22 protein-coding genes are annotated in these 24,513 nt (G+C 67.3%); 5 read left to right on the top strand and 17 right to left on the bottom strand.

Annotated features, from left to right (window positions below; translation table 11 throughout):
- Positions 1-104: 104 nt before the first annotated feature.
- From glcF to RR42_RS17285, 7 genes are all read right to left on the bottom strand, one after another.
- Positions 105-1,370, bottom strand: coding sequence for a glycolate oxidase subunit GlcF (gene glcF, locus RR42_RS17315; RefSeq protein ID WP_043349430.1), 1,266 nt, complete (start codon positions 1,368-1,370; stop codon positions 105-107).
- Positions 1,371-1,435: 65 nt separating this feature from the next.
- Positions 1,436-2,560 (bottom strand): glycolate oxidase subunit GlcE, encoded by a 1,125-nt coding sequence (gene glcE / locus RR42_RS17310; protein ID WP_043349427.1) that lies wholly within the window; start codon positions 2,558-2,560, stop codon positions 1,436-1,438.
- Between the two features lie 30 nt (positions 2,561-2,590).
- Positions 2,591-3,562, bottom strand: coding sequence for an ion transporter (locus RR42_RS17305; protein ID WP_043349424.1), 972 nt, complete (start codon positions 3,560-3,562; stop codon positions 2,591-2,593).
- A gap of 2 nt (positions 3,563-3,564) precedes the next feature.
- Entirely contained in the window at positions 3,565-5,058 is a 1,494-nt protein-coding gene (locus RR42_RS17300; protein WP_043349422.1) for an FAD-linked oxidase C-terminal domain-containing protein, read from the bottom strand.
- Positions 5,059-5,311: 253 nt separating this feature from the next.
- Positions 5,312-5,839 carry a GNAT family N-acetyltransferase gene (locus RR42_RS17295; protein ID WP_043349419.1) on the bottom strand — a complete coding sequence of 176 codons (528 nt, stop codon included), beginning with the start codon at positions 5,837-5,839 and terminating at the stop codon, positions 5,312-5,314.
- 44 nt (positions 5,840-5,883) lie between these two features.
- Positions 5,884-6,774, bottom strand: a complete 891-nt coding sequence (locus tag RR42_RS17290; protein WP_043349415.1) for a LysR substrate-binding domain-containing protein — start codon at positions 6,772-6,774, stop codon at positions 5,884-5,886.
- A 13-nt stretch (positions 6,775-6,787) separates the two neighbouring features.
- Positions 6,788-8,206 carry an FAD-binding oxidoreductase gene (locus tag RR42_RS17285; protein ID WP_043349411.1) on the bottom strand — a complete coding sequence of 473 codons (1,419 nt, stop codon included), beginning with the start codon at positions 8,204-8,206 and terminating at the stop codon, positions 6,788-6,790.
- Positions 8,207-8,455: 249 nt separating this feature from the next.
- Here RR42_RS17285 and RR42_RS17280 point away from each other — a divergent pair, with 249 nt between their 5' ends.
- The 4 genes from RR42_RS17280 (at position 8,456) to pabB (ending at position 14,635) form a co-directional block, all read left to right on the top strand.
- Positions 8,456-9,001, top strand: a complete 546-nt coding sequence (locus RR42_RS17280; RefSeq protein ID WP_043352306.1) for a cob(I)yrinic acid a,c-diamide adenosyltransferase — start codon at positions 8,456-8,458, stop codon at positions 8,999-9,001.
- Between the two features lie 185 nt (positions 9,002-9,186).
- Entirely contained in the window at positions 9,187-11,193 is a 2,007-nt protein-coding gene (dnaK, locus tag RR42_RS17275) for a molecular chaperone DnaK (protein WP_330218526.1), read from the top strand.
- A 175-nt stretch (positions 11,194-11,368) separates the two neighbouring features.
- Positions 11,369-12,520 carry a molecular chaperone DnaJ gene (gene dnaJ, locus RR42_RS17270; RefSeq protein ID WP_043349404.1) on the top strand — a complete coding sequence of 384 codons (1,152 nt, stop codon included), beginning with the start codon at positions 11,369-11,371 and terminating at the stop codon, positions 12,518-12,520.
- 222 nt (positions 12,521-12,742) lie between these two features.
- On the top strand, positions 12,743-14,635 hold the full coding sequence (pabB, locus tag RR42_RS17265) for an aminodeoxychorismate synthase component I (RefSeq protein WP_052494684.1): 1,893 nt from the start codon (positions 12,743-12,745) through the stop codon (positions 14,633-14,635).
- Positions 14,636-14,644: 9 nt separating this feature from the next.
- Here pabB and RR42_RS17260 read toward each other — a convergent pair whose 3' ends face one another.
- From RR42_RS17260 to hda, 8 genes are all read right to left on the bottom strand, one after another.
- Positions 14,645-15,376 (bottom strand): energy-coupling factor ABC transporter ATP-binding protein, encoded by a 732-nt coding sequence (locus tag RR42_RS17260; RefSeq protein ID WP_236701928.1) that lies wholly within the window; start codon positions 15,374-15,376, stop codon positions 14,645-14,647.
- Entirely contained in the window at positions 15,373-16,071 is a 699-nt protein-coding gene (locus tag RR42_RS17255) for an ABC transporter permease (protein ID WP_043349402.1), read from the bottom strand. The genes RR42_RS17260 and RR42_RS17255 overlap by 4 nt, the downstream gene beginning before the upstream one ends.
- Positions 16,072-16,084: 13 nt before the next feature.
- A complete protein-coding gene (gene panB / locus RR42_RS17250) occupies positions 16,085-16,906 on the bottom strand; it encodes a 3-methyl-2-oxobutanoate hydroxymethyltransferase (RefSeq protein ID WP_043349399.1) in 822 nt (273 codons plus the stop codon).
- A gap of 212 nt (positions 16,907-17,118) precedes the next feature.
- Positions 17,119-17,760: a deoxynucleoside kinase gene (locus tag RR42_RS17245; RefSeq protein WP_043349396.1), complete on the bottom strand. Its 642-nt coding sequence runs from the start codon at positions 17,758-17,760 to the stop codon at positions 17,119-17,121.
- A gap of 82 nt (positions 17,761-17,842) precedes the next feature.
- Positions 17,843-18,361 (bottom strand): 2-amino-4-hydroxy-6-hydroxymethyldihydropteridine diphosphokinase, encoded by a 519-nt coding sequence (folK, locus tag RR42_RS17240; protein WP_043349393.1) that lies wholly within the window; start codon positions 18,359-18,361, stop codon positions 17,843-17,845.
- The gene (gene pcnB, locus RR42_RS17235) at positions 18,361-19,974 is read right to left on the bottom strand and encodes a polynucleotide adenylyltransferase PcnB (RefSeq protein WP_043349390.1); all 1,614 of its coding nucleotides are present in this window, start codon (positions 19,972-19,974) and stop codon (positions 18,361-18,363) included. The genes folK and pcnB overlap by 1 nt, the downstream gene beginning before the upstream one ends.
- Before the next feature lies 1 nt (position 19,975).
- The gene (locus RR42_RS17230) at positions 19,976-20,650 is read right to left on the bottom strand and encodes an HAD family hydrolase (protein WP_043349387.1); all 675 of its coding nucleotides are present in this window, start codon (positions 20,648-20,650) and stop codon (positions 19,976-19,978) included.
- 115 nt (positions 20,651-20,765) lie between these two features.
- A complete protein-coding gene (hda, locus tag RR42_RS17225; protein WP_043349383.1) occupies positions 20,766-21,473 on the bottom strand; it encodes a DnaA regulatory inactivator Hda in 708 nt (235 codons plus the stop codon).
- 278 nt (positions 21,474-21,751) lie between these two features.
- Here hda and purM point away from each other — a divergent pair, with 278 nt between their 5' ends.
- Positions 21,752-22,804 carry a phosphoribosylformylglycinamidine cyclo-ligase gene (gene purM, locus RR42_RS17220; protein ID WP_043349381.1) on the top strand — a complete coding sequence of 351 codons (1,053 nt, stop codon included), beginning with the start codon at positions 21,752-21,754 and terminating at the stop codon, positions 22,802-22,804.
- A gap of 126 nt (positions 22,805-22,930) precedes the next feature.
- Here purM and RR42_RS17215 read toward each other — a convergent pair whose 3' ends face one another.
- Together RR42_RS17215 and miaA are read right to left on the bottom strand one after the other, a co-directional pair.
- Positions 22,931-23,434 (bottom strand): GNAT family N-acetyltransferase, encoded by a 504-nt coding sequence (locus RR42_RS17215; protein WP_043349377.1) that lies wholly within the window; start codon positions 23,432-23,434, stop codon positions 22,931-22,933.
- Positions 23,435-23,522: 88 nt separating this feature from the next.
- A complete protein-coding gene (gene miaA, locus RR42_RS17210; protein WP_043352299.1) occupies positions 23,523-24,509 on the bottom strand; it encodes a tRNA (adenosine(37)-N6)-dimethylallyltransferase MiaA in 987 nt (328 codons plus the stop codon).
- Positions 24,510-24,513 lie beyond the last annotated feature (4 nt).

Below are 24,513 nucleotides of genomic sequence, written 5' to 3'. Positions count from 1 at the left end.
TGCAGCGGGTTTGCTCTCCTCTCCCACTTGTGGGAGAGGCAGCCGTCGTCATGGCGCGCGGCCTTGGCCTGACTTGTCTGCTTCGGCCGGCACTTCGGGGGTACTTACCCCAGCATGCGGTCCACCAGCTCGATCCAGTGCATCACCGGCGTGCCGGTGCCGCTTTGCAGGTGCGTGATGCAGCCGATATTCGCCGAGACGATGGCCTCAGGCTTCAAGGCCTGCAGATTGGCGAGCTTCTCGTCGCGCAGCCGATAGGACAAAGCGGGCTGCAGCACCGAGTACGTGCCTGCGGAGCCACAGCACAGGTGGCTGTCGGCACAGAGCTTGACGTCCACGCCCAGGCCCGTCAGCAGGGCTTCCACCTTGCCGCGGATCTGCTGGCCGTGCTGCAGCGTGCAGGGCGGATGGTAGGCCACGCGCTGGCCATCGGTGCCATTGGTGCCTTTGCTGCTTCCTGCCTCGGCGGCCGCGTCTTGCAGGGCGTCGGCGAAGTTCGGCAGCAGTTCCGACAGATCCTTGGTCAGCGCCGAGATCTGGCGCGCGCGATCGGCATAGTGGGCATCGTTGCGCAGCAGGTGCCCGTATTCCTTGACCATCACGCCGCAGCCCGAAGCCGTCATCACGATGGCCTCCGCGCCGGCTTGCACCGCCGGCCACCAGGCGTCGATATTGCGCCGCATATTGTCGAGGCCGCCGTCGTGGTCGCCGGTGTGATAGCGCACGGCGCCGCAACAACCGGCCTCGCGCGCCATCACCAGCTGCACGCCAAGGCGGTCGAACACGCGTGCCGTGGCGGCATTGATGTTGGGCGACATCGAGGGCTGCACGCAGCCGTCGAGCAACAGCATCTTGCGCGCATGCGTGGTGCGCGGCCAAGCGCCGGCGTCGACCGCCTGCGGCACCTTGTTGCGCAGCGCCTGCGGCAACAGCGGGCGCACGCGCTGCCCCATGCGCATGGCCGTGCCGAACAGCGCCGGGCGCGTCATGGTCTCGCGCAGCGCCCACCGCGCAAAACGCTCGCGCGCCGGGCGCTGGATGCCTTGGGCCTCCAGGCGGTCATCTACCACCTTGCGGCCGATGTCGACCAGACGGCCGTACTTCACGCCCGAGGGGCAGGTGGATTCGCAGTTGCGGCAGGTCAGGCAGCGGTCCAGGTGCAGGCGTGTGCTTTGCGTGACGGGCTGGCCCTCCAGCACCTGCTTCATCAGGTAGATGCGGCCACGCGGGCCGTCCAGCTCGTCGCCGAGCAACTGGTAGGTGGGGCAGGTCGCGGTGCAGAAGCCGCAATGCACGCATTTGCCGACGATGGACTTGGCTTCTTCGCCGTCGGGCGTATCGCGCAGGAATTCGGCCAGTGTGGTTTGCATGGTTCGGGGACTCTCCGGTGCCTTGGCTGGGGATCGATGCGGTGTGGTGCGGTGTGGCCCGTGGCTCAGAGGCCGGCGTACATGCGCTGCGGGTTGAAGATGCCGGCGGGGTCGAACGTCGCCTTGAGCCGCTGATGGATGGCAGCCACCGGCGCGGACAGCGGCGTGAACACGCCCACGGCCTTGTCGCCGTTGCGGAACAGCGTGGCGTGGCCGCCGGCCGCCTTGGCCGCGGCGCGCACGATGGCGCTGTCGGCCGCGCTGTCGCTGCCGCCCAGCCACCAGCGCTGGCCGCCGCCCCATTCGATCAGTTGCCCGCCAGGCAGCGCCAGCGGCGCGGCGGTGGTTGGCACGGCAATGCGCCACAGTGCCCGGCCCGCTTGCACCGGGGCGAAGAAGGCGTGGCTGTGCTCGCGCAGCGCGCGCCACAATGCATCGGCTTGCGCGGCGTCCACGGCTTCGCCGCCAAGCCGCGCGCGCGCGGCGCGCAGCGCGGCCGCCGCGCCCGACAGGCGCAGGTGCAGCACGCCGTCGTGCCAAGCCGAAGCGGCAATCGGCAGGGGCTGGCCGCCCCAGTCGTTGAGGCGATCGAGCGCCGCAGCCTCGTCCAGCGCAAAACGCAGCGTGGCGTCGTCGAAGGGCACCGGCAGCACCTTGAGCGAGACTTCCAGGATCAGCCCCAGCGTGCCGAGCGACCCGGACATCAGCCGCGAGACGTCATAGCCGGCTACGTTCTTCATGACCTGGCCGCCAAAGCTCAGGACGTCGCCACGTCCATCCATCACGCGTGTGCCCAGCACAAAGTCACGCAACGCGCCCACCGCCTGCCGGCGCGGGCCGGACAGGCCGGCGGCCACGGCGCCGCCGATCGTGGCCACGTCGCTGCCATCGGCGCCGGTGCTGAAATGCGGCGGCTCGAACGCCAGCATCTGGCGCCGCTCGGCCAGCGCCGCCTCGATCTGCGCCAGCGGCGTGCCGCAGCGCGCGGTGATCACCAGCTCGGGCGGGTCGTAGTCGACGATGCCGCTGTAGGCGCGCGTGTCGAGCAGGGTCCCTTGCGGGTGCTGGCCGTAGAAATCCTTGCTGCCGCCGCCGCGCAGGCGCAGCGGCGTGCGCGTGCCGGTGGCATGCCGGATGGCATCGCGAAAGGCGGTGAGGGTGGCTTGCTGGTCGGCTGGCGTGGCTGGCATGGTGGCGGGCGGGTGTCGGCGTGAACTAAGTCAGGCGGAAGAAGTGGGACGGCGAGGTGGCGTCTGGGCGCTTGCGCGCAAGCCTGCCGGCTCGCGTTCGCCCTCGCCCTTGTCTTCGCCCTGATAAGGCGGCAGCTCGCTGCCGCAGTGCTTGCAGTAGCCGGCGTCGGGATCGTGGCCTTGCGTCAGGCAGTGGCTGCAGGTGCGCGTGGTCAGCGGCCGCTTCATGATGCTGGCGGCCAGCTCCGCGCCCACGATGCCGGTGGGGAAGGCGATGATGCCGTAGCCCAGCAGGATGGTCAGCGAAGTGATGAACTGGCCCAGCGGCGTCTTGGGCACCATGTCGCCGAAGCCGGTGGTGGTCAGCGTCACCACCGCCCAGTACATGCTCACGGGGATGCTGGTGAAACCGTGCTGCGGGCCTTCCACCACATACATCACGGTGCCGAGGATCACAGTGATGATGAACACCGTGCCAAGGAAGACGAAGATCTTGCGCCGGCTGTTGGCCAGCGCGCGGTACAGGATCTGCGCCTCCTCGAAATACACCGTCAGCTTGAGGATCCGGAACACGCGCAGCAGCCGCAGCAGGCGCACGTCGATCAGGAACGCCAGCTCGGGCACGAAGAAGGCGAGCCACGTGGGGATGATCGACAGGAAATCGACCACGCCGAAGAAGCTGAACACATAGCGCAAGGGGCGGCGCACCACCACGATGCGCATCAGGTATTCGGCGGTAAACAGCAGCGTGAACAGCCACTCGAGCACCGTGAACACGCGGCCCAACCGCAGGTTTACCGCCGGCAGGCTGTCAAACATCACAATCAGCACGCTGGCCACGATGGCCAGCAGCAGGGTGATGTCGAACAGCTGTCCGTTGCGCGTGTCGGCCTCGAAGATGATGGTGTACCAGCGCTCGCGCCAGCCGGATTCGGGCTTGCCCAGGCGCTGGCGGGTTTGCGCGCTGCTGCGGGCGCGTTGCGTGGCGTTTGGAGCGGCCATGTTCAGAATCGCGGCAGGTCGGGGTGCGGCAGCAGGCCGCGCTTCACATGCATGCGGCCGTACTCGGCGCAGCGCGCCAGCGTGGGGATGGCCTTGTCGGGGTTGAGCAGGCGCGCCGGGTCGAAGGCCGCCTTGACGCCAAAGAACAGGTCACGCTCTTGCGCGGAGAACTGCACGCACATGGAATTGAGCTTCTCCACGCCCACGCCGTGCTCGCCGGTCACCGTGCCGCCCAGCTCCACGCAGCTCTCCAGAATGTCGGAGCCGAACAGCTCTGCGCGGTGCCATTCGTCCTGGTCCGCACCATCGAACAGGATCAGCGGGTGCATATTGCCGTCGCCCGCATGGAACACGTTCATGCAGCGCAGGCCGTACTTGCGCTCCATCTCCTCGATGCGCTTGAGCAGCGTGCCGATATGCTTGCGCGGGATGGTGCCGTCCATGCAGTAGTAGTCTGGCGAGATGCGCCCGGCGGCGGGGAAGGCGTTCTTGCGCCCGCTCCAGAAGCGCAGCCGTTCGGGCTCGCTTTGCGACACCTGGATGCGGCTGGCGCCGGAAGCGCGCAGCACCTCGCTCATGCGCTCCACTTCCTCGGCCACTTCTTCCGGCGTACCGTCGGACTCGCACAGCAGGATGGCGGCGGCGTCCAGGTCGTAGCCGGCGCGCACGAATTCCTCGACCGCGGCGGTGGCGGGCTTGTCCATCATCTCCAGCCCGGCCGGGATGATGCCGGCGCCGATCACATCGGCCACCGCGTTGCCGCCCTTGGCCACGTCATCGAAGCTGGCCATGATCACCTGCGCCAGCTGCGGCTTGGGGATCAGCTTGACGCTCACCTCGGTGACCACCGCCAGCATGCCTTCGGAGCCGATCACGGCGGCCAGCAGGTCCAGCCCCGGCGCGTCGGGCGCTTCCGAGCCGAACTCCACCACGTCACCCTCCATGGTGACGGCGCGCACGCGCAGCACGTTGTGCACCGTCAGGCCGTACTTCAGGCAATGCACGCCGCCCGAATTCTCGCTGACGTTGCCGCCGATGGTGCAGGCGATCTGCGAGGACGGATCGGGGGCGTAATAGAGGTTGTACTGCGCGGCGGCCTCGGAGATGGCGAGATTGCGCACGCCGGGCTGGACCACCGCGGTGCGCGAACGCACGTCCACGCTGACGATGCGCTTGAACTTGGCCAGCGACAGCACCAGGCCGGTGGCGATCGGCATGGCCCCGCCGGACAGGCTGGTGCCAGCGCCGCGTGGCACCACGGGCACCTGCAGCGAGTGGCACAGGCGCAGGATGGCGCAGACCTGGTCCTCGTTGTCGGGCAGCGCCACGGCCATCGGCACCTGGCGGTAGGCCGCCAGGCCGTCGCACTCGTAGGGCACGGTGTCTTCGGGTTTCCACAACAACGCCGCATCGGGCAGGATTTTCGCCAGGCCGGCGAGCAACGCGCTGCGGCGTGCGTCGTCGGCAACCAGTGAGACTTCGTGCGGGGCGTTCATGGCAACTCCTGTTATGGCCGCCGGCGCACGCCATGGCAGGGCGGGCGCGGGTGGGGAGCAAGGACTATAGCGCAGCCAGGTGGCTGCGCAGTCCCGTGGCGACGTGAATTCCGCATGGCAGGCCGATCAAAATCGCTCATGACGGCATGGGCCCGAAACGTGCCATGCGGGCGGTGGCTGGCAGGATCCTCGCGGGCTGGCCGGTATCAATCCAGCTTAGCACCGGCGAGGCGCAAGGCGGCAATGGGGCGCTTTAATGTCCGCGCGCCGCCAGCACATGCACCATTTCCAGCTTGTCGTGATAGTCCGGTGCCACATAGAGCGCCTGCGGCTCCACGCCGTAGCGCACGAAGCCCATGGCCTCATAGAGCGCAATCGCTGGCGCATTGACGAGGTTGACGCCGAGCGTGACCTGGCGCAGCCCGGGCATGGCGGTGGCCACCGCCAACGCTTGCTCCATCAGTTGCCGCCCGAGGCGCCGGCCGCGATAGCCCGGCGCCACATACATGCCCCAGATAAACGCCTTGTGGCGCTGCTTGGCCTTGTCCTCGCGCATTACCCCGACCACGCCGGCCAGCGCGGTACCGCCCCCGGTGGCTTCAAAGGCGCCGATCACGGCCTTTTCGGGCGTTGCTTCAAGGCGGCCGGCGATGGTGGCCAGCGGCAGGTCACGCTCTTCCTCGAAGCTGGAACCGAAGGCAGCGGGCGCCTCCAGCAGGCCTGCGAGACGCAGTGCCTGGAAGGCGCTAGCGTCGGTGGGGGTGAGCAGGCGGATCTGCATGGTGGGGGGGATCCGAAAGGGGCCGGCCGGACAACTGGCCAGACTTACCAGTCCAGGCTGAGCAGCCAGTCGACGAAATACCGCGCCTCCGGCTTGAGCGGTGCCTGTTCGCGCTCGACGATGTAGTAGCCGTGCGGCGACACCGATTCGATGTCCAGCAGCCGCACCATCTGGCCCAGCGACAGCCAGTGCCGGGCCATGCGCTGGCGCACCAGCGCCACGCCCTGGTTGGAGGCGATGGCTTCGAGCATCAGGCCGATGTCGTTGAACTGCGGGCCGGTCTGGGGCTCGGGCCAGTCTAGGCCGGCGGTCTCGAACCAGGGCTTCCAGGGTTCCAGCGGGCTGCGCAGCAGCACCAGGTTGTGCAGGTGCTCGGGCCTGGTGATGGCGCGGCCATCGATGCGCTCGTAGTATTCGCGCCCGCAGGCCGGGAACACGGGCTCGACCAGCAGCTTGGTGGTTTTCAGGTCGGGGTAGCGCCCGGTGCCGTAGCGGATCTCCACATCGGTGTCTTCCGCCTTCACGTCCAGGAAGGGGATGGCCAGGTGCAGCTCGGTGTCGATGTGCGGGTACAGCGCCGTGAACTCGGGCAGGCGCGGCACCAGGTGCTGGCGGCCGAAGGTGGGCGGGATTGCCACGCGCAGGCGGGTGCGCAGCTTGTTGTACTCGGGCCGGGCCAGTTCGTTGAGCGCCTTGAGGGCATCCTGCACACTGCGCAGGTAGCGCGTGCCAGCGGCTGTTAGCCGCAGCGCGGCGTTGGCGCGCACGAACAGGTCCTCGCCCCACAGCTCCTCCAGGTTCTTGATGCGGTGCGACACCGCGCTGGGCGTGACCGACAGCTCCTCGGCCGCGCGCGCGAAGCTGCCCAGCCGGGCGGCGGCTTCGAACGCGATCAGCAGGTGCAGCGGCGGGACGCGGTTGAACACGGATGCCATGCCGCGCGCGCCCTTAGCGTACCGGGCGGAAGATCTTGCCCGGGTTGAGGATGTGGTTGGGATCAAGCGCGTTCTTGATGGCGCGCATCAGGTCGAGCGCGTCTTCGCCGTGCTCGCTGACCAGGAAATCCATCTTGTGCAGGCCCACGCCGTGCTCGCCGGTACAAGTGCCGCCCATGGCCAGCGCGCGCTCCACGATGCGCCGGTTGATGGTCTCGGCCTCGGCGAGCTCCTCGGGCTTCTCAGGGTCGGTGAGGATCGCGACGTGGAAGTTGCCGTCGCCAACATGGCCCACGATGGGGCAGGGCAGGCTGGACGCGTTGAGGTCGCGCTCGGTCTCGGTCACGCAATCGGCCAGGCGGGAGATCGGCACGCACACGTCGGTGGTCACCGCCTTGCAGCCCGGCTTGAGCTGCAGCATGGCGAAGTAAGCGGTATGGCGCGCGTTCCACAGGCGGCTGCGGTCTTCCGGCCGCGTGGCCCACTCGAAGCCCTGGCCACCATTGTCGGCGGCGATCTGCTGCACGGTCTCGGCCTGCTCCTTGACGCCGGCCTCGGTGCCATGGAATTCGAAGAACAGGTGCGGCGCCTCCGGCATGGACAGGTTGTCGTGCCGGTTGATGGCGCGGATGGCCAGCGCGTCGACGAACTCCACGCGCGCAACGGGCACGCCCAGCTGGATGGTCTCGATGGTTGCCCGTACCGCGCTGCCCATGCTGGGGAAGCTGCAGATGGCCGCCGAGATGGCTTCGGGCTGCGGGTACAGCCGCACCGTCACCTCGGTGATGATGCCCAGCGTGCCTTCGCTGCCGATCATCAGGCGGGTCAGGTCGTAGCCGGCGGAGGACTTGCGGGCGTGGGTACCGGTCTTGATGATGCGGCCGTCGGCGGTGACCACCGTCAGCGCCAGCACGTTCTCGCGCATGGTGCCGTAGCGCACCGCGTTGGTCCCGGAGGCGCGCGTGGCGCACATGCCGCCCAGCGAGGCATCGGCGCCCGGGTCGATCGGGAAGAACAGGCCGGAGTCCTTGATTTCCTGGTTCAGCTGCTTGCGGGTCACGCCCGGCTGCACCGTCACGTTCAGGTCTTCGGGTTGCACCGACAGCACCTTGTTCATCTCTGACAGGTCCAGGCTGATGCCGCCGGCTACCGCCAGCAGGTGGCCTTCGAGCGAGGAGCCGGCGCCGTAGGCGATCAGCGGCACACGGTGCTCGTTGCACAGGCGGGCCACTTCGGCAACTTCCTCGGTGGTGTGGGCGAAGACCACGCCGTCCGGCGCTGCCGGCGGGAAGGGCGACTCGTCGCGGCCGTGGTGGTCGCAGACACCGGGGGAGGTGGAGAAGCGTTCGCCGAAGCGGGCCTGCAACGCGTCGCGCACGGCGACGGGCAGCGGTTGGCGCACCAGCGCGGCGTGGGGAAGGGGTTGGTTCATGGCGTCTCCGGCGGGTCTGTGGGGGCCGGGGACGCGCAGCGCCGGCCATGGCAAGGCCGCGCTGAACGGCGCCGGCAATCGCACCCGGTAGCGTATCAAGCGAATCCCGTTATTCTACGCCGCGCCCGGGGCGGCTCGCTGGGCGGGCGCCGCAACCGCCACCCGGCGCCGGGCAGCGCCGGGCTGCGCGCTCACGCGAAGGGCCGGATGCGCGCCATAATGCTGGATTCGCCAACGCAGGAGACCCGCATGGGCCATCGCCTCTCCAAGATCGCCACCCGCACCGGAGATGCCGGCACCACCGGGCTTGGCGACGGCAGCCGCACCAGCAAGGACAGCCTGCGCATTGCCGCCATCGGCGATGTGGACGAGCTCAACTCGAACCTTGGCGTGCTGCTCACCGAGATGCTGCCCGACGACGTCCGCTCGGCTTTGCTGCATATCCAGCACGATCTGTTCGACCTTGGCGGCGAGCTCTCCATCCCCGGCTACGTGCTGGTCAAGCCCGAGCAGGTGCTGCAACTGGACGAATGGCTGGATCACTACAATGCCAACCTGCCACGCCTGGCCGAGTTCATCCTGCCGGGCGGCAGCCGGGCGGCGGCGGTGGCGCATGTGTGCCGCACGGTGTGCCGGCGCGCCGAGCGCGCGCTGGTGGCGCTGGGCGCGCAAGAAGCCCTGAACGAGGCGCCCCGCCAGTACCTGAACCGCTTGTCCGACTTGCTGTTCGTACTGTCGCGCGTGCTCAACCGGGCCGGCGGGGGCAGCGATGTCCTATGGCAGCGAGGCCGTTAGCCGCCTCTGTTTTAAATGACGCAAGAAGCACAAAAACCACGCTTGGCGCGCAACGTCTCCTAACACCCTTCAACTTGGCCAGCCAGCCAGCCGTTGATCAGAGGGAGAAGCCGAGGAATTTAGTCGGAATTGCACTTCTGGCCCTTGAAATGGCCCCGGACGGCCACATTTCGGCCTCAGGATGAATTGCAGTCCCCGCGGATAGCGGGGCTCAAGAGGAGAGAATAATGGGTAAGATCATCGGTATCGACCTCGGTACCACCAATAGCTGCGTCGCGATCATGGAAGGCAATACGCCCAAGGTGATCGAAAATGCCGAAGGCACGCGTACCACCCCTTCGATCATCGCCTACATGGAAGACGGCGAGATCCTGGTGGGTGCGCCTGCCAAGCGCCAGGCGGTGACCAATCCGCGCAACACCCTGTATGCGGTGAAGCGCCTGATCGGCCGCAAGTTCGAAGAAAAGGAAGTGCAGAAGGACATCGGCCTGATGCCGTACACCATCGTCAAGGCCGACAACGGCGACGCATGGGTGTCCGTGCGCGACCAGAAGCTGGCACCGCCGCAGGTGTCCGCCGAAGTGCTGCGCAAGATGAAGAAGACCGCCGAAGACTACCTCGGCGAGCCGGTGACCGAAGCCGTGATCACGGTGCCGGCTTACTTCAACGACTCGCAGCGCCAGGCCACCAAGGACGCTGGCCGCATCGCAGGCCTGGACGTCAAGCGCATCATCAACGAGCCGACCGCGGCCGCGCTGGCCTTTGGCCTGGACAAGAACGAAAAGGGCGACCGCAAGATCGCCGTGTATGACCTGGGTGGCGGCACGTTCGACATCTCGATCATCGAGATCGCCGACGTTGACGGCGAGAAGCAGTTCGAAGTGCTGTCGACCAATGGCGACACCTTCCTGGGCGGCGAAGACTTCGACCAGCGCATCATCGACTACATCATCGGTGAGTTCAAGAAGGACCAGGGCGTCGACCTGTCCAAGGACGTACTTGCGCTGCAACGCCTGAAGGAAGCCGCTGAAAAGGCCAAGATCGAACTGTCTAGCTCGCAGCAGACCGAAATCAACCTGCCGTACATCACGGCGGATGCCTCCGGTCCGAAGCACTTGAACCTGAAGATGACCCGCGCCAAGCTGGAATCGCTGGTCGAGGAACTGATCCTGCGCACCATCGAGCCGTGCCGCATCGCCATCAAGGACGCCGGCGTCAAGGTCAGCGAAATCGATGACGTGATCCTGGTCGGCGGCATGACCCGCATGCCCAAGGTGCAGGAACAGGTCAAGGAGTTCTTCGGCAAGGAAGCGCGCAAGGACGTGAACCCGGACGAAGCCGTTGCCGTTGGCGCCGCGATCCAGGGTTCCGTGCTGTCGGGCGACCGCAAGGACCTGCTGCTGCTGGACGTGACGCCGCTGTCGCTGGGTATCGAAACCCTGGGTGGCGTGATGACCAAGATGATCACCAAGAACACCACCATCCCGACCAAGCATGCGCAGGTGTTCTCGACCGCCGACGACAACCAGCCGGCCGTGACCATCAAGGTGTTCCAGGGCGAGCGCGAAATGGCCACCGGCAACAAGCTGCTGGGTGAGTTCAACCTCGAAGGCATCGCGCCGGCCGCACGCGGCACGCCGCAGATCGAAGTCTCGTTTGACATCGACGCCAACGGCATCCTGCACGTGGGCGCCAAGGACAAGGCGACCGGCAAGGAAAACCGCATCACCATCAAGGCGAACTCGGGCCTGTCGGAAGACGAGATCCAGCGCATGGTGAAGGACGCCGAGGCCAACGCCGAAGAAGACAAGAAGGCCCGTGAGCTGGCGGATGCCCGCAACCAGGCCGACGCGCTGATCCACTCGACCAAGAAGGCTGTCACCGAATACGGCGACAAGCTGGAAGCGGGCGAGAAGGAAAAGATCGAAGCCGCGATCAAGGAGCTGGAAGACGCCGCACGCGGCGGCGACAAGGCCGAGATCGATGCCAAGGTCAGCGCGCTGTCCGAAGCCAGCCAGAAGCTGGGTGAGCGTGTCTACGCGGACATGCAGGCCCAGGCCGGCGAAGCGGGTGCGGCTGGCGCCGCGGCCGGTGCCGGTGCCGGTGCAGCCGGCGCGGGCCATCAGCAAGCCCATCCGCAGGACGACAACGTCGTGGACGCCGAGTTCAAGGAAGTCAACGACAAGAAGTAATGGAAGAGCGGGGCGGGGGCGCGGTGCGCAACACCAGCGCCAGCCCCCATCCCGACGCCGGGCGACGGACATTGGACCAAGCGGGTTACCGCCGTCGAATGCCTCGCTCGGCTTTTTTGCTATTTCGCCCGGGCGGGCTTTGGACGCTTCCGGGCCCATCAGGTAAGCAGCCACCATGGCAAAACGTGACTTTTACGAAGTGCTCGGGGTGGGCAAGAACGCCGGCGACGACGAGATCAAGAAGGCCTATCGCAAGCTGGCGATGAAGCACCACCCGGACCGCAATCCGGACAGCAAGGATTCCGAAGAGAAGTTCAAGGAGGTCAAAGAGGCCTACGAGATGCTTTCGGACCCCGAGAAGAAGGCAGCCTACGACCAGTACGGCCACGCCGGCGTCGACCCCAACATGGCGGGCGGCTTCGGCGGCGGCGGCCAGGCCTACGGCGGATTCGCCGAAGCCTTCGGCGACATCTTCGGCGATATTTTTGGCCAGCAGGGCGGCCAGGCTGGCGGCGGACGCCGTGGCGGCGGCGGCCCGCAGGTGTACCGCGGTGCCGACCTGCGCTACAGCATGGAAATCACGTTGGAGCAGGCCGCCCACGGCCATGACGCGCAGATCCGGGTGCCCCACTGGGACGAGTGCGAGCATTGCCACGGCAATGGCGCCGAGCCCGGCACCAACGTCGAAACCTGCCCGACCTGCCATGGCGCGGGCCAGGTGCGCGTGTCGCAAGGCTTCTTCTCGATGCAGCAGACTTGCCCCAAGTGCCACGGCACCGGCAAGCACATCCCCAAGCCGTGCACCAAGTGCCACGGTCAGGGCAAGCTGAAGTCGCAGAAGACGCTGGAAGTGAAGATTCCCGCCGGCATCGACGAGGGCATGCGCATCCGCTCCTCGGGCAATGGCGAGCCGGGCATCAACGGCGGCCCCCCGGGCGACCTGTATGTGGAAGTTCACATCAAGCAGCACGCGGTGTTCGAGCGCGACGGCGACGACCTGCACTGCCAGATGCCGATTTCCTTCGCCACCGCGGCGCTGGGCGGCGACCTGGAAGTGCCCACGCTGGGCGGCAAGGCCAGCTTCCCGGTGCCGGAAGGCACCCAGCCCGGCAAGACCTTCCGCCTGCGCGGCAAGGGTATCAAGGGTGTGCGCTCGGGCTACCCCGGCGACCTCTATGTGCACGTGAACGTGGAAACGCCGGTCAAGCTGACCGAGGCGCAGAAGGACATCCTGCGCCAGTTCGACCGCTCGGTGCATGAAGGTGGCTCGCGCCACAGCCCGCAGGAGCAATCCTGGCTGGACAAGGTGAAGAGCTTCTTCAGCTGATACGGCCTGGGGCATGCGGCCGGCCACGCTTTGATGCGTGGCCGGCTTTTTTGTTTTTTGGGCGCCGCTCAAACGCTGGCTTCACTTCAAGCAGGTCCGGGCCAAGCCACCCCTGTCCCCGGCCCTCTGCCCCTGAGGGGATAGGGCCGGGGACAGGGCGGGCGCGCGATAATGCGATGTCGCCCGCCTCCCGGCGACCTCAATTTACGCTGGTGATTTCCCGTGGCAGTTTCCCCGATCCGCACGTTCCCCTCCCCGGCCAATGCCGAGCCTTTCGTCCTGCTCGACAATGCCATCGCCGCGCCGGGCGAGGCGGCATCGCGCCTGTACACCGGCTTTGCCCGTGAAGACGTGCTGCCGGATGCCTCCGCGCTCGGCACGCTCGATGCCTTGCTGGCCGATGGCTGGGGCCAGGGCTGGCACGCCACGCTGTTTGCGCCTTATGAATTCGGCGGCCCGCTGGTTGGCGCGGCGGTCCATGTCGATTGCGCATTGCCCTTGCACGATGGCGCGCTGCGCCTGCTGTGGTTCAGGCAGATGCATCGGCTGGACAAAGCGCAGGTCGCGCAATGGCTGGCGCGCTCCCCGGACCAGCCGGCCGGCTTGATGGATGTCCTGGCCGACACGCCGGAGCCGGCTTTTCACGCCGCCATTGCTCGCATTCACCAATGGATCGAAGCTGGCGACACCTACCAGGTCAACTTCACGCAGCGCCTGCGCTTTGCCGAGTTTGGCGATCCGCTTGCGCTCTATGCCGCCTTGCGTGCCGCCCAGCCGGTGCCCTATGGCGCGCTGGCGCGGCTGCCGGGCGATGGCTGGGTGCTGTCGCTGTCGCCGGAGCTGTTCGTCCGGCATGACGGCCAGGGCCAGTTGCTCACCCGCCCGATGAAGGGCACGGCGCCGCGCACGGGCGACGACGCGCGCGATGCCGAGGCCGCGCTGGCGCTGGCGGCCGACGCCAAGAACCGCGCCGAGAACGTGATGATTGTCGACCTGTTGCGCAACGACCTGGGCCGCATCGCGGTGCCGGGTACGGTGGCTGTGCCCGATCGCTTCGTGGTGCAGCCCTTCGGCCAGGTGCTGCAGATGACCTCCACCGTGACCGCCAAGGCACGCGCCGGCACCAGCCTGGCGGATCTGATGCGCGCGCTGTTTCCCTGCGGCTCCATCACCGGCGCGCCCAAGCGGCGCACCATGGAGATCATCGGCGAGCTGGAGCGCGCGCCGCGCGGTCTTTACACCGGCTCGCTCGGCTGGATCGATGCGCCTGGTGAAGGGCAAGCGCAGGCATGGCCGGGTGCCTTTGCGCTGTCGGTCGCCATCCGCACGCTGGTATTGGGCGCGCAGGGCGCCGACGGACTGCGCGCGGGTGAGATGGGCGTGGGCGGTGGCATCGTGCACGACAGCGACGCCGCGGGCGAATTTGCCGAGTGCGGCTGGAAGGCGCGCTTCCTGACCGCGCACGATCCGGGCTTTACCTTGTTCGAAACCATGCGGGTGGAAGACGGGGAGTGCCAGCGCCTGGATCAGCATCTGGCGCGGCTGGCGGCTTCCGCTGCGTGCTTCGGCTTTGGGTTTGAGCGCGCTCGTGCGTTGGCGTTGGTGCAGGCGGCCGTGGTGGAGCTCGGGGCCGGCACCTGGCGCCTGCGGCTGGCGCTGGACAAGGCGGGCAGCTTCACCGTTGCCCACGGCCCGCTGGCGCCGCTCGCCGCAGTCCCGGTGCGCGTAGTGCTGGCCGCGCAGGCGCTGCCGGTCGCGCACGCGTTGCGCCGCCACAAGACCAGCGCGCGCGCCGTCTATGATGCGGGCTGGCAAGCGGCCGAGCGCGCCGGCGCCTTCGACAGCCTGTTCTTCAACACACGAGGCGAACTGCTCGAAGGCGGCCGCAGTTCCGTGTTCGTCAAGGCGGAAGGCGAGTGGCTGACGCCGCCGCTGGCCGCCGATATCCTGCCCGGGGTGATGCGCGCTGCGGTGCTAGGCGATGGTGCACGCTACCTCGGCGCGACGGTGCGCGAGGCGGTTGTCACGCAGGCCATGCTGCTGAGCGCGGAGGCACTAGCGCTGGCGAATTCGTTGCGGGGCGTGCTATTGGCGGAGTTGCCGGCAACAGCCTGAGCCAGGCGTTCAGGGGTGGCGCGTATCCAGCCGCCCGTCGCCAAGCTTCCAGCGCACCACGCCCGGCAGGTTGATCAGCTCGCGATCGTGGCAGACCATCACCACGCTGCGGCCTTCGGCGGCCAGGTCCTGCACCAGGCCGATCACCTGTTCGCGAGCGTGGCCGTCCAGGCTGGAGGTGGGCTCGTCCAGCAGCAGCAAATCGGGCTCCAGCACCTTGGCGCGGGCCAGTGCCACGCGTTGCACCTCGCCGCCGGACAGGCATTCGGGGGCGGTATCCTGCACGTGCGTGATGCCGGCCCAGCCCAGCGCGGCTCCCACGCGCCGCCTGACTTCGTCGTCGGGCATGCCGCGCGCCTTCAGGCCATAGGCGATGTTCTCGCGCACCGAGGTGCGAAACAGGTAGGGATGCTGGTGCAGGTAGGCAATGCGCTGGCGTAGCGCGGCGGGCAGCGGATCGAGTGCGGCGTTGCGCGGCGTGCCGTCCGCGCCGGTCCAGGCCACGCTCGCGCCGGGTGCGCGCTCCAGCCCCGCCACCATGCGCAGCAGCGTGCTCTTGCCCGCGCCATTGACACCGGTCAGCACCACCACAGCGGCGCGCGGGAAGGCAAGCTCGGCAATATCGAACAGCCGCCGCGCGCCTACCTGGCGCTGCAAGCCGCGCACCGTCAGCAGCGGTGGCAGCTGGGAAGGCGGCAGCGCCTGCCCGTCAGGCGTGCGGCGCGCGGGCAGGGTGCTCATCGGCGAAATCCTCCCGCGCCTTGCAGCCACGCCAGCATCACATTGACGAGCACTGCCAGTGCGATCAGCACAACGCCCAGCGCAATACCCTGGGCGAATTCTCCCTTGCTGGTTTCCAGCGCGATGGCGGTGGTGATGGTCCGGGTGGCGCCTTCGATATTGCCGCCGATCATCAGCGCCGAGCCGACTTCCGCAATGACCCGCCCAAAGCCCGCCACCAGTGCGGCCATCAGGCCAAAGCGCAGCTCGCGCAGGACGGTGAAAAAGGTCCGCCAGCGCCCGGCGCCCAGTACCCAGGCGGTTTCGCGCAGCCGCGCATCCGCCCCCTGCAGGGTGGACAGGGCAAACGCCAGCACCACCGGGAAGCCGATCACCGCCTGCCCGAGCACCATGCCGCTGCGGGTAAACAGCAGGGAGAAACTGCCCAGCGGCCCGTGGCGGGTGAACAGCAGGTAGAGGATCAGCCCGACCAGCACGGTCGGCAAGGAGAGAAAGGCCTGCGCCATCACCACCACCACACGCCGCCCGGGAAAATCGTGGGTGGCGATCAGGTAGGCCGCGCCGATGGCCGGCACGGCGGCCAGCGCCAGCCCGAGCACGGCTACCACCAGCGAGGTCCAGACGATGAACCAGATGGCGCCGTCACCGTTGGCCAGAAGCGCAAAGGCCGCGGCGGTGGCGGCACCGATCTCCATTGCCGGCGCGCGCTCAGGCCGAGAAGGTGTGCTCGGCGGCCGGGAAGCTGCCATCCTTCACGGCCGCCACGTAGGCGCGCACGGCGGCCTCGATCGAGCCGGCGCCTTCCATGAAGTTGCGCACGAACTTGGCCTTGCGGCCCGGGTAGACGTTGATCATGTCCTGCAGGACCAGCACCTGGCCGGAGCAATCCGCGCCGGCGCCGATGCCGATGGTCGGGATCGTCAGCAGGCCGGTGACTACGCCGGCCACAGCCGCCGGCACCGCTTCCATCACGATCAGCTGGGCGCCCGCGGCTTGCAGCGCGAGCGCGTCGCGCTTGAGCTGCGCCGCGCTCTCGTCGGTCTTGCCCTGCACCTTGAAGCCGCCCAGCGCGTGCACCGACTGCGGCGTCAGGCCAATGTGGCCGCACACCGGAATGCTGCGCTCGACCAGGAACTTGACGGTGGGCGCGAGCCAGTCGCCGCCCTCCAGCTTGACCATTTGCGCGCCGGCCCGCATCAGCGCGACGGCGCTGGTGAAGGTGGCTTCCGGCGTGGGATAGGTGCCGAATGGCAGGTCCGCCACCAGCAGCGCGCTCTGGTTGCCGCGTGCCACGCATTCGGTGTGATAGACAACCTGTTCGAGCGTCACGGGCAGCGTGGTCTGCTGGCCTTGCATGACATTGCCAAGGGAGTCGCCGACCAGCAGCACCTCGACCCCGCAGTAGTCGAGCAGCGCGGCGAAGCTGGAGTCGTAGGCGGTCAGCATGGCGATTTTTTCGCCAGCGGCGCGCATCGCTTGCAGCTTGGGGATGGTGACGGTCTTGCGTGAGGGGTCGAGGAGGTAACTCATGACGTTGGGCCGGTAGAGAGACGGGAGCCGGGCCGGCCGCGATGCGGCAGTGCATTCATGATCGGTGCATCAACGCATCTGCATCCGTGCGGCAAGGCCTTTTGCCCCTTTCAGTTCGTACTGCGCGAGGCGCTCGGCCCCAGGATGGGGCCACGGGATTCGCGGCAGCGACTGCTGTCGTTATGGTGAAGGCTGGCAGGCGGGAGAGCCTGTCAGGGCGCAGCGAGATTGAGAAAGGCCTTGCGGCCACGCATGTTTTCGATGCGCGACAGTAGTGTACGGAAATCGGCGTCGTTGTCTACCGGGCTGAAGTGGGCGGTGTCGACGATCATGACCGGTGCCTCGTCGTAGCGATGGAACAGCTCGCCGTAGGCATCCGACAACCGCTCCAGATAGGCATCGTCGATGCTGGACTCGCCAGGCGCGTTGCGCCGGGCGATGCGCTCGCGCAGCAGCGCGGGTGAGGCCTGCAGTACGATGACGAGGTCTACGCGCTGGCCTTGGGCCGGCAGGCGCGCGGCGAGGGCGTCGTACAGCGCCAGTTCGTCCTCGGGCAGGGTCAGCCCGGCGTAGAGGCGGTCTTTGTTGTGCAGGAAATCGCCCACCATGCGCTGGCCCGCCAGCAGTGCCGCCTGCCAGGCCATGAGCTGCTGCGCGCGCTGGTTCATCAGCGACAGCTGCAGCGGCAGCGCGTATCGCGCGGGCTCGCGGTAGTAGCGTTCAAGGAAGGGGTTTTCACGCGCCGCATCGAGCAATTCGCCGGTGCGCAGGGTTTGCGCCAGGCGTTGTGCGAGCGCGGTCTTGCCGGCTCCGATGGGGCCTTCCACCACAATGCGGCGCAAGTGTTCGAGCATGGGCGGGTCCGGTCGGCTAAGGGGGAACTACATAGTACAGGGCGGACAAAGCGGGACCGGCTTGCCGCTGCCGGCCATGGCTTCAGGAATCGCTGCGCGCGTCCAGTTGCCGCGTGCACTTGCAAAAGGAGACCTTCTCGACGCGCTGCGCGCTGACCGCGGCCAGGTAATCCGCCGCAGGGCCAAGGCCGGGGATAACCAGTTCGGCATCCAGCTCAAGCAGCGGCACCAGCGTGAAGGCGCGCTCTGCCAGGCGTGGATGCGGCACCACCAGCTTTTCGCCCTGGTGGATTTCGTCGCCAAAGACCAGCAGGTCCAGGTCGAGGGTGCGTGGCGCGTTGCGGAAAGGCCGCTCGCGGCCGAACTGATCCTCGATGTGGTGACAGATGCGCAATAGCTGGGCGGCAGTAAACGAGGTCTCTACCTTGACCACCGCGTTGTAATAGTCGTTGCCCGCCGCATCGACCGGGGCCGTGCGATAGAGCGACGATCTCGCCAGCACCGTGATGCCGACCTGCTGGGCCAGGCACACGATGGCATCTTTCAGAGCCTGCCGGGCGTCACCCAGGTTGGCTCCGATGCCGATAAAGGCAAGTGTCATTACGATTCCTCCGGCTGGACGCGTACCTTGCCGGTTTTCCGGTCTGCAGTGGAGCCGGATTCCTGGCTCGCGTCCATATCACTCCGCGGAGAAACTTTATCCGATTTCCGCGGACTGCGCCGACGGCGCTTCTTGCGTGCCGGGCCGCCGCTATCGCCGCTGTCGCCATCTCCGGCGGGCTCAAAGCCGTCGGCATCGCCCGCGCCGCCGCTGCCGCCACCGCCTTGCCTGCCGGCGCCGCGCACCGGGCGCACGGCCTCGATCAGGTCCTCGCGGCCGTGGCTATCGGCATCCTGGAAGTCTTGCCACCATTTCGCCAGTTCGGCCGGTTGCTCGCCGGATTCGCAGCGCAGGTAGAGGAAATCGAAGCCGGCGCGAAAGCGCGGCGATTCGATCAGGCGGAACGGCATGCGGCCCACGCGCTTCTCGAAGCGCGGCTGCATGCCCCAGATGTCCCGCATGTCGGTGACAAAGCGGCGCTGGATGGCGAGCTGGCCGGTCTGGCGCTCCAGCACGTCGTCCATGGCGATATTGAGCGCGGCGATGGCATGTTCGCCTTGCTCGCGCAGCGTGGTCCAGCGCTGCAGCACGTGGTGCCATAGCAGCGCGGCAAACAGGAAGCCCGGCGAGACCGGTTTGCCAACCTGCACGCGCTGGTCCGTGTTGTCCAGCGCTAGTTGCACGAAGCGCTGGCCCATCGGCTGCTCCAGCGCGACATCCAGCAGTGGCAGCAGGCCCCGGTGCAGGCCGGCCTTGCGCAGCTCCTGCAGCGACGCCCAGGCATGGCCCGACATCAGCAGCTTGAGCATCTCGTCGAACAGGCGCGCGCTGGGCACATTGTGGATCAGCGAGGCCAGGTCGGCGATCGGCTGGCGGGTGTCCTCGTCGATCGTGAACCCGGTCTTGGCGGCGAAGCGCACCACGCGCAGCATGCGGATAGGGTCTTCGCGGTAGCGTGTGACCGGATCGCCGATCATGCGCAGCGTGCGCGCGCGGATGTCCTCCATGCCCTGGTGGTAGTCGTACACCAGTTGCTGGGCGGGGTCGTAGTACATCGCGTTGATGGTGAAGTCGCGGCGTTCCGCGTCTTCGGCCTGCGAGCCCCACACGTTGTCACGCAGCACGCGGCCAGAGGCATCGATCGCGTGGGTCTTGCTGTCGAGCTCGGAGCGCTTGAGGCGGCGCCCTTCGGGCAAGGTCTCGCTGGCGACCGCGTCGACCAGCGCGCGGAAGGTGGAGACCTCAATGATTTCCTGCTCGCGCCCGCCATAGAACGTCACGTGCACGATCTGGAAGCGCCGGCCGATGATGCGCGAGCGGCGGAACAGCGCCTGCACCTGGTCAGGCGTGGCGTTGGTGGCGACGTCGAAGTCCTTGGGCTTGATGCCCAGCAACAGGTCGCGTACCGCGCCGCCGACGATAAACGCCTCGTAGCCTGCCTGCTGCAGCGTGGAGGTGACCTTGATGGCGTTGCGCGAGATCAGCGACTGGTCGATCTGGTGCTCGGCATGCGCAACGATATTCGGCGTATGGGCGCGCTGGCCGCGGCGTTTGACGGGGCGCTGCTGGGTGCCCGGCTTGCCTAGCAGCCGGTTGATTAGCTTTTTGATCACGTCAGAACAGGTCCATGATGCGCCAGCCTGACGCGGCGGCGTGGTGACGCAGGCGATCGTCCGGGTTGGCGGCGATCGGCTCGCTGACCTTCTCCAGCAGCGGCAGGTCGTTGGCCGAATCACTGTAGAAGGTGGTGTTTTCGAAGGCATCCCATTGGGTGCCCATGCTCTTTAGCCAGGCTTCCACCCGGGCTATCTTGCCCTCGCGGAAGCTGGGAATGCCAGCCACTTCGCCGGTGAAGGCGCCGTCGGGCTTGCCGTTGGCGGTGGCCGGCTCGGTGGCGATCAGGTGCTTGATGCCGAAGGCCGCCGTGATCGGGGCGGTGACGAAACTATTGGTGGCGGTGACCACGGCGCACAGGTCGCCGGCGTCGAGGTGCTTGTAGACCAGTGCGCGCGCCTGCGGCGTGATGACCGGATCGATCACTTCACGCATGAACTGGCTGCGCAACGCTTCCAGGCGGTCGCGCGGATTGGCCGCCAGCGGCGCTAGCGCGAAACGCAGGAAAGCCTGGATATCCAGGGTGCCAGCCTTGTAATGGCCGAAGAACTCGTCGTTCCTGCGGCGGTAGAATTCCTCGTCGACAACGCCCAGGCGCACCAGGAAGCGGCCCCATTCGTGGTCGCTGTCGGTCGGGAGCAAGGTGTGGTCGAGGTCGAACAATGCCAGATTCATGGGCGGCGATTTTACATTAACGTGACTGTGAGAGCTTTCTTAACGTCTCCGGATGCCAACAAAGGCAAGCACGGTGCATGCCATGGGTCACGCGCACTGGCGCGCAGGCCCTGGTTCACTCGCGTAACTCGGCAAACATTTCCCGCAGCAGGGGCAGCGTGACGGCACGCTTGCGCTCCAGCGAATAGGTGTCCAGCGCGTCCAGCAGCGCCATCAGGCTGGGCATGTCGCGGTACTTGCGCGTGACCAGCCAGTGCGGGATTTCCGGCGAAAGCTGCAGCCCGCGCTCGCGCGCGGCCTGCACCAGCGCCGCCATCTTGTCCTCGTCCGACAGCGGTGCCAACTGATAGACCAGGCCCCAGCCCAGCCGCGTGCGCAGGTCCTCGCGCACCGGCATGGCCAGCGGCGCCTGGCTGCCGGCCACCACGATGGCGGTGCGCACGTGAGCCCGCACCTCGTTGTAGAGCGAGAACACGGCGATCTGGCGCGCTTCGTCGAGCAGCTCCACATCGTCCACGGTGTAGAGTTGGCAGCTCGGGTCGAAGATGAAGTCCGACAAGGCGTGATGCGGGCTCAGGTAGCGGCAACGGATGCCGGCCTGGTAGCCGCTGTCGCAGACCGCATGCAGCAGGTGGGTGCGGCCCGAGCCCACTTCGCCCCACAGGTAAATCAGGCGGTCGGCGGCCCGTTCCTGCGCCACCGCCGTGGCCAGGTCGCGCAGGCGCTGCACCGGCTCGCGGTTGACCGCAACGAAAAAATTCTCGAAGGTCGAGGGCGGCGGACTGCCAAGTTCAAGCGATAGCTGCTTGGGACGCTGAAACATGACTTATCGATTACTTTGGGTGCGGATCATCTGTCAGGTAAACGCGTCGCGGCTGGCATGCGCTGACCGCCTGTAGGGCGCGGGCAGAACGGCCGGTGGCTGCCGGAATCATCTTCATCGGGAATGGCTGCGGACGATACTTCATGACACGGAACACCGGAAACTGGAAGCCGGAAGCCCGTATCCGTTAAAATTGCAATTCTACTGGACTCGCGGCCGCAAATCGCCGTCGTGAGCGCCGCATTCCTCACTTCATACTCCAGGAAAAGCAGGTTCCCATGAGCGCATCCCCCACTTCCGGCCAGGCAGGCCTCTCCTACCGCGATGCCGGCGTCGATATCGACGCGGGCGACGCGCTCGTCGACCGCATCAAGCCGTTCGCCAAGCGCACCATGCGCGAAGGCGTGATGGCCGGCATCGGGGGCTTCGGCGCGCTGTTCGAACTGTCCAAGAAATACAAGGAACCTGTGCTGGTCTCCGGCACCGACGGGGTGGGCACCAAGCTCAAGCTGGCCTTCCAGCTGAACCGCCACGACACCGTGGGCCAGGACCTGGTTGCCATGAGCGTCAACGACATCCTGGTGCAGGGCGCCGAGCCGCTGTTCTTCCTCGACTACTTCGCCTGCGGCAAGCTCGACGTGGAAACCGCGGCGACCGTGATCAAAGGCATCGCCCACGGCTGTGAGCTGTCCGGCTGCGCGCTGATCGGTGGCGAAACCGCCGAAATGCCCAGCATGTACCCCGATGGCGAGTACGACCTGGCCGGCTTCGCGGTTGGCGCCGTGGAGAAGAGCCGCATCATCGACGGCACCACCATCGTGCCGGGCGACGTGGTGCTGGGCTTGGCTTCGTCGGGCGCGCACTCCAACGGCTACTCGCTGGTGCGCAAGATCATCGAAGTGGCCAAGCCGGACCTGAACGGCGACTTCCACGGCCAACGCCTGCAGGATGCCATCATGGCGCCCACCCGCATCTACGTGAAGCCGCTGCTGTCGCTGATCGAGACGCTGCCGGTCAAGGGCATGGCCCACATCACCGGCGGCGGCCTGACAGAGAACGTGCCGCGCGTGCTGGCGCAGAATGTGACCGCCGTGCTGCAGCGCGACGCCTGGGCCCTTCCGCCGCTGTTCCAGTGGCTGCAAACCCAGGGCAACGTCGCTGACGACGAAATGCACCGCGTGTTCAACTGCGGCATCGGCATGGTGGTGATCGTCGCCAAGGAAGACGCCGACCGCGCCATTCGCCATCTGCAAGCCGCTGGCGAAGCCGTGTGGCAGATCGGCGAGATCCGCGAGCGTGAAGAAGGCCAGGCACAGACCATCGTGGCCTGAGCGGTCCCGCTCCAATAAAAAAACGGCGCATGCTCAGGCATGCGCCGTTTTTTTTATGCCCGCCGGGCGCTGAACGAAGCCTGCGGGACAGGCCATGACCGTTTGCAATGGCGATGATCTGCCCAGTTACTCCGTCGCGCCCAGCTTCGCCAGCGCGTCCCCGGTCACCCGGCAAATGCGCCAGTCCGGCATCACGTCCGCACCCATTGCCCGGTAGAAATCAATGGAAGGCGTGTTCCAGTCCAGCACGCTCCATTCGAAGCGGCCGCAGCCGCGCTCCACCGCCAGCGCCGCAAGATGCTTGAGCAGGACCTTGCCCAGCCCATGGCCGCGCCAGGCGGGGTCGACATAGAGATCTTCCAGATACAGCCCGGGCTTGGCCAGGAAGGTCGAGAAATTGTGGAAGAACAAGGCGAACCCGACGGCCTGCGGGCCCTGGGTGCCGGGGACTTCCACCAGCACAGCCTCGGCATGCGGGCGCGGGCCAAACAGCGCCTCGCGCAGTTTTTCCGGCGTGGCTTCGACCAGGTGGGTGAGTTTCTCGTATTCGGCCAGTCCCGTGATCAGCGCGAGCAAGGTTTCGCAATCGTCGGAAGTGGCGGGGCGCAGTACGAAATCGGTGGCAGGCATGGCGGGATTTGACGTCATCGGCAAGATACAAACGACGATTATCGCTTATTCGTCACACCTGTCCCGCATTCCCCATTCCCCATTGACGCTACGCTTGCCCGATCCGCGCCAGCCGCGCCACCTGCGCGACGTAGTCCGGCGCCAGGCAGTCCACAACCTCACGCTCGGGCGTGCTGCGCAGCCAGGTCAGCTGGCGCTTGCAGAGCTGGCGGGTGGCGGCCAGGCCGCGCTCGCGCATGGTGTCGAAATCGGTCTCGCCGTCGAGGTATTCCCACACCTGCCGGTAGCCGACGCAGCGGATCGAGGGCAGCGCGGGCTGCAGGTCGCCGCGCGCGCGCAGCCGTTGCACTTCCTCGATAAAGCCGCCAGCCAGCATGGCGTCGTAGCGGGTGGCGATGCGCGCGTGCAGCACGGCGCGGTCCGACGGCTCCAGCGCGATCACGCGGTAGCGCAGGTCGGCCGCGCCGGCAAAAGTGCGCTCGTCGGCCTGCCGCGCCAGCAGCGCCGACATGGGATGGCCGGACAGGCGGTGGATCTCCAGTGCGCGCTGGATGCGCTGGGCATCGTTGGGCGCGAGGCGCGCCGCGGTGACCGGATCGACCTCGCCCAGCATGGCGTGCAGCGCCGGCCAGCCGCGCTCGGCGGCCAGCGCGTCCAGTTCGGCACGCAGCGCCGGATCGGCTTGCGGGAGGTCGTTCAGGCCCTGCGTCAGCGCCTTGTAGTACAGCATGGTGCCGCCGACGATCAGCGGTTCGCGACCGCGCGCGCGGATCTCCACGATCAGCCGCTCGGCGTCGGTGACGAACTGGGCAGCCGAGTAGCTATCGGCCGGGTCGATGATGTCGATCAGGTGGTGTGGCACCGCGGTCAGCTCGGTGGGCGAGGGTTTGGCGGTGCCGATGTCCATCTCGCGATAGACCAGGGCCGAGTCCAGGCTGATGATCTCGATCGGCGTTTGCGCGGCCAGCGCCAGTGCCGCGGCGGTCTTGCCGGAGGCGGTGGGGCCGAGCAGGCAGACCACCGGCGCGTGGCCTGATGCGGGCGCGGCGGTGCCGCTGGGTGAGGCTGTTGTCATCAAG

Origin of the sequence: Cupriavidus basilensis (genome assembly GCF_000832305.1) — a bacterium.
GTDB classification, from domain to species: Bacteria; Pseudomonadota; Gammaproteobacteria; order Burkholderiales; family Burkholderiaceae; genus Cupriavidus; species Cupriavidus basilensis_F.
Note: the sequence above shows the minus strand (reverse complement) of the source record. Positions and strands in the feature narration are given on the sequence as shown.

Coding starts and splice junctions, on each gene's coding strand:
- RR42_RS17300 (WP_043349422.1), bottom strand. CDS start 5,058: ATGAACGCCCCGCACGAAGTCTCACTGGTTGCCGACGACGCACGCCGC.
- glcE (WP_043349427.1), bottom strand. CDS start 2,560: ATGCCAGCCACGCCAGCCGACCAGCAAGCCACCCTCACCGCCTTTCGC.
- RR42_RS17245 (WP_043349396.1), bottom strand. CDS start 17,760: ATGCTCGAACACTTGCGCCGCATTGTGGTGGAAGGCCCCATCGGAGCC.
- RR42_RS17255 (WP_043349402.1), bottom strand. CDS start 16,071: ATGGAGATCGGTGCCGCCACCGCCGCGGCCTTTGCGCTTCTGGCCAAC.
- folK (WP_043349393.1), bottom strand. CDS start 18,361: ATGACACTTGCCTTTATCGGCATCGGAGCCAACCTGGGTGACGCCCGG.
- RR42_RS17305 (WP_043349424.1), bottom strand. CDS start 3,562: ATGGCCGCTCCAAACGCCACGCAACGCGCCCGCAGCAGCGCGCAAACC.
- miaA (WP_043352299.1), bottom strand. CDS start 24,509: ATGACAACAGCCTCACCCAGCGGCACCGCCGCGCCCGCATCAGGCCAC.
- RR42_RS17285 (WP_043349411.1), bottom strand. CDS start 8,206: ATGAACCAACCCCTTCCCCACGCCGCGCTGGTGCGCCAACCGCTGCCC.
- hda (WP_043349383.1), bottom strand. CDS start 21,473: ATGTTTCAGCGTCCCAAGCAGCTATCGCTTGAACTTGGCAGTCCGCCG.
- purM (WP_043349381.1), top strand. CDS start 21,752: ATGAGCGCATCCCCCACTTCCGGCCAGGCAGGCCTCTCCTACCGCGAT.
- RR42_RS17295 (WP_043349419.1), bottom strand. CDS start 5,839: ATGCAGATCCGCCTGCTCACCCCCACCGACGCTAGCGCCTTCCAGGCA.
- panB (WP_043349399.1), bottom strand. CDS start 16,906: ATGAGTTACCTCCTCGACCCCTCACGCAAGACCGTCACCATCCCCAAG.
- RR42_RS17230 (WP_043349387.1), bottom strand. CDS start 20,650: ATGAATCTGGCATTGTTCGACCTCGACCACACCTTGCTCCCGACCGAC.
- RR42_RS17260 (WP_236701928.1), bottom strand. CDS start 15,376: ATGAGCACCCTGCCCGCGCGCCGCACGCCTGACGGGCAGGCGCTGCCG.
- RR42_RS17280 (WP_043352306.1), top strand. CDS start 8,456: ATGGGCCATCGCCTCTCCAAGATCGCCACCCGCACCGGAGATGCCGGC.
- glcF (WP_043349430.1), bottom strand. CDS start 1,370: ATGCAAACCACACTGGCCGAATTCCTGCGCGATACGCCCGACGGCGAA.
- RR42_RS17215 (WP_043349377.1), bottom strand. CDS start 23,434: ATGCCTGCCACCGATTTCGTACTGCGCCCCGCCACTTCCGACGATTGC.
- dnaJ (WP_043349404.1), top strand. CDS start 11,369: ATGGCAAAACGTGACTTTTACGAAGTGCTCGGGGTGGGCAAGAACGCC.
- RR42_RS17290 (WP_043349415.1), bottom strand. CDS start 6,774: ATGGCATCCGTGTTCAACCGCGTCCCGCCGCTGCACCTGCTGATCGCG.